9 protein-coding genes and 1 pseudogene are annotated in these 12375 nt (G+C 72.5%); 3 read left to right on the top strand and 7 right to left on the bottom strand.

Annotated elements, in window-relative coordinates; all coding sequences use genetic code 11:
* Positions 1–255: 255 nt before the first annotated feature.
* Positions 256–1731, top strand: a pseudogene (locus ACWGN5_RS25270) (FG-GAP repeat domain-containing protein); the annotation flags it as partial.
* Positions 1732–2145: 414 nt separating this feature from the next.
* Positions 2146–3843, top strand: coding sequence for an FG-GAP repeat domain-containing protein (locus ACWGN5_RS25265; protein ID WP_453519026.1), 1698 nt, complete (start codon positions 2146–2148; stop codon positions 3841–3843).
* 78 nt (positions 3844–3921) lie between these two features.
* Here the strand turns inward: ACWGN5_RS25265 and ACWGN5_RS25260 are convergent, their stop codons facing one another.
* Positions 3922–4755, bottom strand: a complete 834-nt coding sequence (locus ACWGN5_RS25260) for a trans-aconitate 2-methyltransferase (RefSeq protein WP_453519023.1) — start codon at positions 4753–4755, stop codon at positions 3922–3924.
* A gap of 162 nt (positions 4756–4917) precedes the next feature.
* Here ACWGN5_RS25260 and ACWGN5_RS25255 point away from each other — a divergent pair, with 162 nt between their 5' ends.
* Positions 4918–5415 (top strand): MarR family winged helix-turn-helix transcriptional regulator, encoded by a 498-nt coding sequence (locus ACWGN5_RS25255; protein ID WP_017241145.1) that lies wholly within the window; start codon positions 4918–4920, stop codon positions 5413–5415.
* Here ACWGN5_RS25255 and ACWGN5_RS25250 read toward each other — a convergent pair.
* From ACWGN5_RS25250 to ACWGN5_RS25225, 6 genes are all read right to left on the bottom strand, one after another.
* Positions 5374–6156 carry a LuxR C-terminal-related transcriptional regulator gene (locus ACWGN5_RS25250; RefSeq protein WP_453519020.1) on the bottom strand — a complete coding sequence of 261 codons (783 nt, stop codon included), beginning with the start codon at positions 6154–6156 and terminating at the stop codon, positions 5374–5376. The two genes, ACWGN5_RS25255 and ACWGN5_RS25250, sit on opposite strands and share 42 nt — an antisense overlap.
* 228 nt (positions 6157–6384) lie before the next feature.
* The gene (galK, locus tag ACWGN5_RS25245; protein ID WP_453519017.1) at positions 6385–7524 is read right to left on the bottom strand and encodes a galactokinase; all 1140 of its coding nucleotides are present in this window, start codon (positions 7522–7524) and stop codon (positions 6385–6387) included.
* On the bottom strand, positions 7521–8519 hold the full coding sequence (galE, locus tag ACWGN5_RS25240) for a UDP-glucose 4-epimerase GalE (protein WP_453519015.1): 999 nt from the start codon (positions 8517–8519) through the stop codon (positions 7521–7523). The genes galK and galE overlap by 4 nt, the downstream gene beginning before the upstream one ends.
* Positions 8516–9559, bottom strand: a complete 1044-nt coding sequence (galT, locus tag ACWGN5_RS25235; protein WP_453519013.1) for a galactose-1-phosphate uridylyltransferase — start codon at positions 9557–9559, stop codon at positions 8516–8518. The genes galE and galT overlap by 4 nt, the downstream gene beginning before the upstream one ends.
* A gap of 143 nt (positions 9560–9702) precedes the next feature.
* The gene (locus ACWGN5_RS25230) at positions 9703–10386 is read right to left on the bottom strand and encodes a helix-turn-helix transcriptional regulator (protein ID WP_351188806.1); all 684 of its coding nucleotides are present in this window, start codon (positions 10384–10386) and stop codon (positions 9703–9705) included.
* A gap of 143 nt (positions 10387–10529) precedes the next feature.
* Positions 10530–12368, bottom strand: a complete 1839-nt coding sequence (locus tag ACWGN5_RS25225) for an outer membrane protein assembly factor BamB family protein (protein WP_453519011.1) — start codon at positions 12366–12368, stop codon at positions 10530–10532.
* Positions 12369–12375: the final 7 nt, after the last annotated feature.

Genomic DNA, 12375 nt, shown 5'->3' with positions numbered 1-12375 from the left:
GTACCGGTACTCCGGTGCGGGCCGCCCCTGTCCGTGAGTAGACTCCCGTTCGACTGTCCGAGGGCGCTCCGGCCCGCGAACGAGGTCGTCTCCGTGTGGCCCCATCGGCCCGCGCCGACGCCGTTGCGCGCTGTGCCAGCCCCCTCTCCGGTTCTTTCGCACCTCTGATTCCCTGGGGGGGATCCCTTGTCCTTCCGTTCTTCCACGCGCGCGCGTCGGCTCGCCGCCTGCACCGCGCTCGTCCTCTCCGCCGGCATGCTCCTCGCCGGCCCCGCGTCCGCCGGCACCCCGGCGCCGCACCCGGCCGTCGAGAAGCCGTCGGCCGACTTCACCCCGCCGTCCCTGACGCGGCCCGCGGCGGGCGCGGCCCGTGCGGGTGCCACCGCGGCCGAGGGGGTCGGTGCCTCTCCGATGCTGTCGGACTTCGACGGCGACGGGGGCGGCGACCTGATCTACCGCGGCTGGGACGGCAACGTCTACACCGCGCCGACCTCGGTCGAGGGCGGCCAGTTCGGGAACTTCTCGGCGCAGCCGCCGAAGGACATCGTCCCGATCGGCAACCAGGACGGGAACGCCAGCGGCCCCGAGGTCCTCCTGCTGTCGCAGACGGGCCGGCTCAGCCTGTACGCGGACGCCACGCCCAGCGGCGGCACGTACGTCTGGCAGGGCAGCGGCTGGGGCGTCTACAACAAGCTCCTCGCGCCGGGCGACGTGAACGACGACGGCCGTGCCGACCTGCTCGCGCGCGACGTCAACGGCAACCTGTACCTGTACTACGCCACGGGCAACCGCACCGCGCCGTTCTCGGCGCGGGTGGCTCTCGGCGCCGGCTGGAACGCGTACGACCAGCTCTTCGGCGTCGGCGACAACAACGGCGACGGCTGGGCCGACATGTACGCCCGTGACAGCGCCGGCGGCCTGTGGTTCTACGGCGGTACGGGCGACAAGTCGAAGCCCTTCGGCGCGCGCAAGTACATCGGCCCGGGCTGGGGCATCTACAACCAGGTCTTCCCGGTCGGCGACGACAACGGCGACGGCAACGGCGAGCTGATCGCCCGCGACCTCAAGGGCACGCTCTGGTACTACACCGGCAAGGGCGACGGCACCCTCGGGGCCCGCGTGCAGGTGAGCGACCCGGGCGGCTGGGTCGGCGTCCCGCAGTTCGGCGGGGCGGGCAACAACCCGGTCATGGGCAACAAGGAAGGCGTCCTGGCGCGGGACACGGCCGGGACCCTGTTCTGGTACGGCGTCACGAGCACCGGCAAGCTGGGCAGCCGTGCCCAGCTCGGCGACACGGGCGGCTGGGCGGGCGCCAACTTCACGCACCTGTCCTCGATGGACCTGGACGCCTCCTCCGACAACTCGGAGATCTACCAGGGCGTCCTCTACATCGCGAGCAACCGCATCGGCAGCGGCTGGGGCATCTACAACACGGTCGTCGGCCCCGGCGACCTGTCGGGCGACGGCCAGGGCGACCTGCTGGCCCGTGACGCCTCCGGCGTCCTCTACCTGTACAAGGGCAACGGTGCCGGTACCGCGCTGTCCGGCCGGATCAAGGTCGGCAGCGGCTGGGGCGCGTACAACAAGCTCCTCGGCGCCGGTGACTACACGGGCGACGGCCGCACCGACCTCCTTGCCCGCACCTCCGGCGGCGACCTGTACCTGTACCCGGGCTCGGGCGTCGCGACCGCGCCGTTCAAGGCCCGCGTGAAGATCGGCACCGGCTGGAACCTCTACACCAAGCTGGTGGCCCCCGGAGACCTCAACGCGGACGGCAAGGCCGACCTGCTGGGTGTGACCTCGGGCGGCGACCTCTACGCCTACCTGAACACCGCCCCCGCGAAGTTCGGGACGCGGGCGAAGATCGGCACGGGCTTCGGCATCTACAACGCCATGTCCTGACCGTTCCCCGGTCCACGCGGCCCCGCACCGGAGCGCCGGTGCGGGGCCGCGCTTTGTTCACGTAGAGATCACTGGCGTAAAACGACAAGGTGAGTAGACTCGCGTTCAACATCCGGGGGGGTGTTCCGACCTTCGAGCGATGTCGTCTCCACGGGCCTTCCGGCCTGCGCTGACGCCGTTCGATGCCGTGCGAGCCCCCCTGTGTGGTTCTGTCTCGAACCTCTGATCCCTGGGGGGGATCTCTTGATTTTCACCCGCTCCACGCGTGCGCGCCGCGTCGCGGCCTGCACCGCTCTCGCTCTCTCCGCCGGCATGCTCCTCGCGGGCCCGGCGTCCGCCGAAACCCCGGCGCCGGCCCCCAAGGCCGTGAAGAAGGAGGCCTCCTCCTTCACCATCCCGAAGCTGTCGCTGCCGAAGCAGGACTCCGGCCGCGCGGGCGTCGCCTCCGCCGAGGCCGGCTCGCTGCTCCTGTCCGACCTGGACGGCGACGGCTTCGAGGACGTCATCCTCCGCGGTGTGGACGGTGAGCTGTACAGCAGCACCACCTCCGGCGCGGACGACCTGTTCGACCTCGGCCGGGTGGACGACGTCGCCAAGGAGATCGTCCCGATCGGCCAGCAGGGCGGTGCCCTGACCAACCCCGAGGTGCTCGTCCTCTCCGAGAACGGCACGCTCACCCTGTACCTGGACGCCGGTGCGAGCGGCACCACGTCGAAGACGGTCGTGGGCGGCGGCTGGCAGGCCTACAACAAGGTCACCTCGCCCGGCGACGTGAACGCCGACGGCCGGGCCGACGTGGTCGCCCGCACCAAGGACGGCCAGCTGTACCTGTACCTGGCGACGGGCAACACGACCCAGCCGCTCGGGGCCCGGATCAGCGTGGGCTCCGGCTGGAACGCGTACGACCAGCTCGTCGGTCTCGGCGACGGCAACGGCGACGGCAAGGGCGACCTGTACGCCCGCGACGCGTCCGGCACCCTGTTCTTCTACGCCGGTACGGGCGACACCGCCCACCCCTTCGGCACCCGCAAGGCCATCGGCCCGGGCTGGGGCATCTACAACCAGATCATGCCGGCCGGCGGCGGCAACCTGATCGCCCGGGACAACGCCGGCACCCTGTTCTTCTACGGGGGCAACGGCGACGGCACCCTGGCCGGTCGCCAGCAGGTCGGCGAGGCCGGCTACTGGGCGGGCATCTCGCACTTCTCCGGCTCGGGCGCCTACCCGTACACCGGCAAGGAGGGCGTCATCGCGACCACGCCCGCCGGGGCCCTGTACTGGTACACCAACAGCACCACGGGCAAGCTGGACCCGCGGATCGAGATCAGCGAGGCCGGCACGTGGAACGGGGTGAACCTGATCCACCTGTCCTCGCTGAACGCGGACGCCCTCTCCGACTTCGCCGTGGTGATCGACGGCGACCTGAGCGTCGACGGCAACGACATCGGCAGCGGCTGGGGCATCTACAACACCCTCGTCGGCCCCGGTGACCTGTCCGGCGACGGCAAGGGCGACCTGCTGGCCCGGGACCGCTCCGGCGTCCTCTACCTGTACAAGGGCAACGGCGCCGGTACGGCGCTCGCCACCCGCATCAAGGTCGGCAGCGGCTGGGGCGCGTACGACAAGCTCCTCGGCGCCGGCGACTACACCGGCGACGGCCGGGCCGACCTGCTGGCCCGCACCTCCGGCGGCGACCTGTACCTGTACCCGGGCACGGGCGTCGCGGCCACGCCGTTCGCCACCCGCGTGAAGATCGGCACCGGCTGGAACATCTACACCAAGCTGGTGGCCCCCGGTGACCTCAACGCCGACGGCAAGGGCGACCTCCTCGGCATCACCTCCGGCGGCGACCTCTACCGCTACCTGAACACCGCCCCCGCCAAGTTCGGCCCGCGGGCCAAGCTCGGCTCGGGCTGGGGGATCTACAACTCCGTCCAGTAGGGGACGGAGGGCCCTCCACGGACGCCCCGCACCGGTTCTCCGGTGCGGGGCGTCCGCGCGTTAAGGGCCCGGTGGCGGTCACGACTTCTTCCGGGCGACGGCGAAGAGGCGGCGGAACGGGAAGACCGTGCCGTGCGGGCCCGGTGGGTAGGCCTCGCGGAGCAGCGCGCGGTACTGGGCGAGGAAGGCGTCGACGGCCTCCCGGTCGTCGCCCAGGGTGGTGAGGACGGGCCGCAGCGCGGTGCCCTTGACCCAGTCGAGGACGGGGTCCTCGCCCTGGAGGAGCTGGCAGTACGTGGTCTCCCACACGTCCGCCTCGCAGCCGAGGTCGGTGAGGCGGGCGAGGTAGTCGGCGGTGTCGAGGATGTGGACGAAGCGGCGGCCCTGGTCGCGGAGGCGGGAGCGCCACTCGGGGGTCTCGCAGAGCTCGCCGAGCAGGGCGTGGCTGGGCGAGGTGAAGTTGCCGGGGACCTGGAAGGCCAGGGTGCCGCCGGGATGGAGGCCGTCGATCCAGGCGGCGAAGGACTCGGGATGGTTGGGCACCCATTGGAGGGCGGCGTTGGAGACGATCAGGTCGTAGGGCTCGTCGGGGGTCCAGTGGGCGGCGTCGGCGGGGCGGAAGTCGAGCCAGCCGCCGCCGCGGGTGGTGCCCGACCAGTCCTTCTCGGCGCGTTCCAGCATCTCGGAGGAGAGGTCGAGGCCGGTGATGTGCGCGTCGGTCCACCGGTCGGCGAGGAGGACCGTCACGTTGCCGGGTCCGCAGCCGAGGTCGGCGATGCGGGCGGGCCGGTTCTGGGCGGGCAGCTGCGGTATTCGGGCGAGGAGATCGAGGAACGGGCGGGTGCGGTGGCCGGAGTGACGGAGGTACTGCTGCGGGTCCCAGGTGGGTGCGGCTGAGTCGACGGAATGCATGTTCGAAGCCCCCTTGCTGGCACGAGTTGCCGAAGCGGAACGAGTTCCGGCCGGGTCCCTTCCCCATAGTCCAGGGAAATATATCTTGACTCCAAGATACTCGATATCGAGAAACTTGAACACAAGAGACTTTATGTCAACAGACCCTCTACACTGATCGACATGGAGGACGAGGTCGACCGACTGGTCGCAGCATGGCGCCGTGAGCGCCCCGACCTCGACGTGGAACCGCTCGAGGTGCTCAGCCGTGTCTCGCGGCTCGCCCGCCACCTCGACCGTGCCCGTCGGCTCGCCTTCTCCGAGCACCAGCTGGAGCCCTGGGAGTTCGACGTCCTCACCTCGCTGCGCCGCGCCGGAGCCCCCTACCAGCTCTCCCCCGGCCAGCTCCTCACCCAGACCCTGGTCACCTCGGGCACCATGACCAACCGCATCGACCGGCTCACCAAGAAGGGCCTCGTCGAGCGGCTCCCCGACCCCAGCGACCGGCGCGGGGTCCTCGTCCGGCTCACCCCCGAGGGCCGCGACCGCGCCGACGAGGCGCTCGCCGGACTCCTCGCGCAGGAGCGCGCCATCCTCGCCCAGCTCTCCCGCGCCCAGCGCGGCGAACTGGCCGCGCTGCTACGCCGGCTGACCGCCCCGTTCGACAACATCCCCGGGTAGCACCGGCTCCGCGGGACCCACACCCGCCCGGCGGGCCAGCGCCACCGCCGCGAGCGTCGAGTGCACGCCCAGCTTCCCCAGCACGTTCTGCATGTGCGTACGGACGGTGTGCGGGGAGAGGAAGAGCCGCTCGGCGACCGCCTTGCGGCCCAGGCCCGCGACCATGCAGCGCAGCACCTCCCGCTCGCGCGGCGTCAGCGACTCCACGAGCCGCTCGCTGTCCGTCCGGTGTCTGCGCGCCTCCGTCAACTCCCGCAGAACGCCCGTGAGCAGCGCGGGCGGCAGATGCGTCTCGTCCCGCAGCACACCCCGTACGACGGCGAGGAGCCGCTGCAGCGAACAGTCCTTCGCCACCCAGCCCGAGGCCCCGGCCTGCAGCGCGAGCGCGGCCCTGCGCGGGTCGTCCTTCTCCGCGAGGACGACCGTACGGAGGGCGGGCTGCATCCGTCGTACGCCCGTGACCAGCGAGATCCCGTCCACGGCGCCCTCCGCGTCCGCGGGCACCGCACGCGCCACGGCCGCTCCGGCGGGCCCCGCGCCCAGCTCGGCGTCGACGAGCAGCACGTCGAACCTGCGGCCCTCCGCCGCGCCGCGCTCCAGACAGCGCAGGGCCGCCGGGCCGCTGCCGGCGGCGGCGACGTCGACATCGGGCTCCGCCGCGAGGGCGGCGGCCAGCGATTCGGCGAAGATGCGGTGGTCGTCCACCACCAGGACGCGGATGCGTGCCACGGACACTCCCAAGTGTCGAGGAACGGACCGACGCGGGTACGGCGCCGGAGGCGGGTCCGTCGAAGGCACGGCCGCCGCCGTGCGTTGACTGTTACCCCGCTTCTGGCGCCGTACCCGACGGGTCTCGCCCCCTGAACAGCACCGGCCCCCACCGGCGCTGCCCCTCAGAGTAGGGGCGGGGCGCCGCGGTGGGGGCCGATTAGCGGAACTGTCCGAAGCAGTCCGGGTGTGTGCGGTGGTTCAGAGGCGGCGCGCCCCCGCCGAGGGGACGGCCGGGAAGATCCCCGGGGCGGCGTGACCGGCCTCGGCGAAGGCCTTGCCGACGGCGGCCGACACGGTCTCCGCGCGCTCGGTCTCCACGAGGACGACGGCCGAGCCGCCGAAGCCGCCGCCGGTCATCCGGGCGCCGAGCGCCCCGGCGGCGTTGGCCGCCTCGACGACGAGGTCCAGCTCGGGGCAGGAGACCCGCAGATCGTCCCGGAGGGAGGCGTGGCCCTCGGTGAGGACCGGGCCGACGGCCCGGGTGGCGCCGGCGTCGAGCAGCGCGATGGTCCGCTCCACCCGGTCGTTGTCGGAGACGACGTGCCGCACGTACCGAAGAATCGTCTCGTCGCTCAAACGTCCGAGCGCTTCGGGCAGATGCGCGGCGCTCACCTCGCGCAGGGTGCGCACACCGAGCGCCCGCGCACCCGCTTCACACCCGGCGCGCCGCTCGGCGTACGCGCCGTCTCCGAGCGCGTGCTTCACGCGGGTGTCGACGACGAGCAGCTGGAGCCCCTCGTGCGACAGGTCGAAGGGGACCTGACGGTACGAGAGGTCCCGGGTGTCCAGATGCAGTGCGTGGCCCTCCTCGGCGCAGGCGGAGGCCATCTGGTCCATGACGCCGCAGGGCACGCCGACGAAGGCGTTCTCGGCGCGCTGGGCGAGCCGGGCCAGCTCGGGACGGGAGAGCCCCAGCTCGAACAGGTCGTTCAGGGCGAGCGCGGTGACGACCTCCAGGGCCGCCGAGGAGGACAGCCCGGCGCCGGTCGGCACGGTCGAGGTCAGGTGGACGTCGGCCCCGGAGACCGGGTGCCCGGCCTCGCGCAGCGCCCAGACGACCCCGGCGGGGTAGGCGGCCCAGCCGCCGCCGGAGAGCGGCTCCAGGGCGTCGACCTCCAGCTGGACGATCCCGCCGTCGACGTCGGCGGAGTGCAGGCGCAGGACGCCGTCGTCGCGGCGGGAGACGGCGGCGACGGCGGTGTGCGGGAGCGCGAGCGGCAGCACGAAGCCGTCGTTGAAGTCGGTGTACTCCCCGATCAGGTTGACCCGCCCGGGGGCGGCCCAGAGCCCGTCGGGGGCGGCGCCATAGAGCGCCTCGAAGTCGGCGGCGACGGTCACGGGCGTGCTCCTTCCCGGCGTCGTGCGAACGCCCAGGCGTCGGCGACGACTTCGGCCAGGTCGGGGCGCGACGGCGTCCAGCCGAGCCGCTCGCGGGCGGCCTCGGCGGAGGCGACCAGGACGGCGGGGTCGCCGGGGCGGCGCCCGGCGGTGATCTCGGGGATCGGGTGGCCGGTGACCTTGCGGACGGTCTCGACGACCTCGCGGACGGAGAAGCCGTTGCCGTTGCCGAGGTTGCAGATCAGGTGCTCGCCGGCGGTCATCGCGTCGAGCGCGAGGAGGTGGGCCTCGGCGAGGTCGGCGACGTGGATGTAGTCGCGGACGCAGGTGCCGTCCGGGGTCGGGTAGTCCTCGCCGTACACGGAGATCGCCTCGCGCCGGCCCAGGGCGACCTGGAGGACGAGCGGGATCAGATGGGACTCGGGCTCGTGGCGCTCGCCGAGCGCGCCGTACGCCCCGGCGACGTTGAAGTAGCGCAGCGAGACGGCGGCGAGGCCGTGGGCCGCGCACTCCCCGCCGATCATGTGGTCGACGGCCAGCTTGCTCGCCCCGTACGGGCTGGTGGGGGCGGTCGGCGCGGTCTCGGTGATCGGCACGGTCTCCGGCTCGCCGTAGGTGGCGGCGGTGGAGGAGAAGACCAGCTTGCGGACCCCGGCGGTGCGCATCGCGGCGAGCAGCGCCATGGTGCCGCCGACGTTGTTCTCCCAGTACTTCTCGGGCTTGGCGACCGACTCGCCGACCTGGGAGAAGGCGGCGAAGTGCAGGACGCCGTCGTAGGTGGGGGTCCCCCCGGCGGAGCCAGGGGGAGAGTCGAGCCACTCGGCCGCGTCCTGGATGCGGCCCCGGATGAACTCGGCGCCCTCGGGGACGGCTTCGGCGAAGCCGGTGGAGAGGTCGTCGAGGACGGTGACCCGGTGGCCCCGCTCCAGGAGGTGGGCGGCGACCACGCTGCCCACATATCCGGCCCCTCCGGTCACCAGATACTTCCGCGTCATGCGCTTGCCACCTCTCGGAGTCGTCGGGCCGCGTCCTCGGGCCGTACGTCGTTCATGAAGGCGCCCATGCCGGACTCGGTGCCCGCGAGGAACTTCAGCTTGCCAGAGGCCCGCCGGACGGTGAAAAGCTCCAGGTGCAGTCCGAAGTCCTCGCGCCGCTCGTCCGTGAACGGCGCCTGGTGCCAGGCGGCGATGTAGGGCGTCGGCGGCTCGTCCGGGCCGAAGATCCGGTCGAAGCGCCTCAAGAGTTCCAGGTAGACCTGTGCGCACTCTGTGCGCTCCGCCGCGTCCAGGGCGAGCAGGTCGGGCACCCGGCGCTTCGGGTGGAGGTGGACCTCGTACGGCCAGTGGGCGGCGTACGGCACGAAGGCGATCCAGTGCTCGGTCTCCAGGACCACCCGCTCGCCGTCCGCCCTCTCGCGGACGACGACGTCGTCGAAGAGGTTCCGGCCGGTCGCCGCGCGGTGCTCGTCGGCGCGGCGGCGCATGGCGGCCGTGCGGGGCGTGACGTACGGGAAGGCGTAGATCTGGCCGTGCGCGTGCGGCAGGGTGACGCCGATCTCCGCGCCCCGGTTCTCGAAGCAGTAGACCTGCTCGACGCCGGGCAGCGCGGAGAGGGCGGCGGTCCGGTCGGTCCAGGCGTCGAGGACGAGCCCGACGCGCTCCTCGGTGAGGTCGGCGAAGGAGTCCGTGTGGTCGTCGGTGAAGCAGACGACCTCGCAGCGGCCGACGCCGCCGGAGAGGGAGGGGAAGCGGTTCTCGAAGACCGCGACCTCGTAGCTCTCCTCGGGGATCTCGCTCTCCCGGCCGTCCTTGGCGGGGCAGAGCGGGCAGGCGTCGGCCGGCGGGAGGTAGGTGCGGGCCTGCCGGTGCGAGGCGATGGCGACGGGATCGCCGGTGAGCTCGTCGTACCGGATCTCGGAGCGGGAGACGACCGGAGTGAGGGGACGGGGGTCGACGGCGCTGCGGACGATGTCGTCGCGCGTGTCGTAGTAGATCAGCTCGCGCCCGTCGGCGAGCGTGGTGACGGTCTTCTTCACGGGGTGCCTCCGGGCGGACCAAACAGAACCACGCACAAAGAATCACATTCCAACATCGCAGTCAATGCCGAAGCCGGGCCCCTCACCCGGAGCCCGGCGGCCTCACCTCGGAAGAAGCCTCGCGAGCAGCCTCGGCCGGTGCCTCAGAAGGAGCCGCGCTGCCCCGGCACCGCACGGTCGAGCAGCCCCGTCCGGGCCGCCAGCGCCGCCGCCTCCAGACGCGAGCCGACCCCCAGCTTCATCAGCACCCGCTGCACATGCGTCCGCGCCGTGCTCGGCGCGATCCCCATCCCCGCCGCGATCAGCCGGGTGTCCTCGCCCTCCGCGACCCGGACGAGGACCTCCACCTCCCGGTGGGTCAGCAGCCGGAGCAGCCGCTGCGCCTCGTCGTCCGGCTGCGCCGAAGGGTGCAGCAGCTCCGCGAACGCCCCCTGGAGCAGCTGCGGCGCCACCGCCGACTCCCCCGCCCGCGCCTTCACCAGGGCCCGCTCGACGCCCTCGATGCGCTCGTCGTGCCGCACGTACCCCGAGGCCCCGGCCGCGAACGCCGCCGCGATCCCGCGCGGCGAGGGCACCGGGCCGAGCACCACCACGGCGACCTGCGGCCGCTCCCGCTTGATCCGTACGACCGGGTCGAAGGTCCCCGGCGCGTCCGGCGCCGCCGTGCCAAGGAGGCAGACCTCCGGCGCCCGGCTCACCACCAGCTCCGCGGCCCCCGCCACCGGCGCGGCCGCCGCGAGCACCCGGTGCCCGCGCAGCTTCAGCGCCGAGGCGAGCGCCTCCGCGAGCAGGCGGTGGTCGTCCACCACCACGAGGCGTACGCCCATCCCGGTCATCCCCCCTCCTCCTGGCCGGCCGGATGCCCCGGCCGCCCCGACCCGGAAAGCTACACGCTCCCCCGCTCCGGCCGCCGACATGCGCGTGGGCCCCTCCGGATCACCGGAAGGGCCCACGGGCGGACGACGGGTCGTCAGTGCGCGACGGAGAAGGAGACGATCAGGTACTCCTTGATGTCGTTCGGCGACGGGTTCTCCCGCGGCTTGCTGACGAGGGTCTCCGAGATGAAGAACCGGCCGTTGCCGTAGAGGAGTTCGGCGCCGTTCAGGCTGAAGCTGCTCTCGGCGCTGTGGATCGACTTGTTCGCCGGGTTCTCCAGGAGCAGCGTCTCCTTCATCGTGCCGCCGTCGACCGAGACGATCCGGCCGCCCTGGTCGTAGGGCGGGGCCTTGTAGGCGATGAGGTTGCCGCCGTCCATGCGGAGCGGGACGTACGTGAACTTGTCGCCGGCGTCGGCCTTCTCGGGCACGGTGCGGCCGGTGGCCAGGTCGAAGGCGATGATCTCGTTGGTCTCGCTGCCGTACTCGCCGGTGCTGCCCTCGTGCTCCTCGGTCGGCACGTACAGCCGGCCGTTGCCGACCAGCGCCTGGGTGCAGGACTCGACCTCGGTGGCGCGGCAGCGGGCCGCGTACTGGTCCGCGTCCGCCGTGATCTTCGCCTTCAGCTTCCCGGTCTTCTCGTCGATGGAGAAGAAGTCCGAGATGCCGCTGCCGTCACCGGCGGTCTCGCCGACGTCGGCCGCGACGACCAGCGGCTTGGTGGAGACGACCGAGGCGTACTTCACGCCGGGCGGCATCTTGAACTGCGAGAGCGGGGCGCCCGTGGTCGGGTTGAGGTTCTGGATCAGCACGTTCGGGTTGTCGTACTGACCGCACTTGCGGACCGCGACGAGGCCCTCGCCGCCGCCGTACCCCATGTCGTAGCAGTTCTGGTCGTTCGCCTGCGGCTTCCAGCGCGGGTTGCCGTTGGTGAGGTCGAAGGCGGCGCCGCCGTCGGTGCCGCCGGCCGCGACGGTCGACCCGCTGAGCGTGACCTCGGTGAAGCGGGCCTTCTGGTCGCCGGCGGAGCCGCCGGTGACCGAGGTGGACCAGAGCAGCTTGCCGGTGTTCAGGTCGACCACGCCGACCTCGGTGCACGGCTGGTAGTAGCGCGGGCCCACCCGCTTGGTGGCCTCGAAGAGGATCGGCGCCTTGTTGTCGGCGGTGACGTGCCGCGAGGCGCCGCAGACCTGGCCGGTCAGCGGCAGCGTCCACTGGACGCTGCCCTTGTCCAGGTCGTAGCCCACCAGCGAGTTGACGCCCGGCTTCACGAACGCCTTGTCGGTGATCCAGGAACCGGAGACGTCGGTGATGTCCGGGACCTTGGGCTGCGCGATCTGGAACGTCATCGTCGACTTGGTGTCGGCCGGCGGCTTCTCCTTGCCGCCGCCGCCCAGGCCCTTGCCACCGGTGTCGCCGCCACCGCCCGAGGCGGGGCCCTGCGACGTGCCGCCCGAGCCCTTCGCCTCGTTGCCGCCGTCGTCGCCGCCGGAGTTGGCGTACCAGATGCCGGCGCCGATGATCAGGACGACGGCGACGGCCGCCGCGATGACGATCTGGAGCTGCGCCGACAGCTTCTTGCCGCCGGCGGCAGGGACCGCGGCCGTGGCGGGCTGCTGGTAACCGCCGTACTGCGGCTGCTGCGGCTGCGTCGGGTACCCGTACGGGGGCTGGACCGGCTGCTGGGGCTGCTGGTAACCGCCGTACTGCGAGGGCTGCTGCGGCTGCTGCGGTTGCTGGGGCGCGGTGGGGTACCCGTACGGCTGCTGCGGGTAGCCGTAGCCGGGCTCCGGCTGCGCCGCGGGCGGCTGCTGCGGGTAGCCGTATCCGGGCTCCGGCTGGGCCGGCGGCTGCTGCGGCGGGGGCGTCGGGGCGCCGAAGCCGCCCTGCGGGTCCGGGGGCTGGTTCGGCGGCGGAGGGGGTGGCTGCGTCATCGGTCCG

It is taken from the genome of Streptomyces sp. NPDC055815 (genome assembly GCF_053616475.1).
Note: the sequence above shows the minus strand (reverse complement) of the source record. Positions and strands in the feature narration are given on the sequence as shown.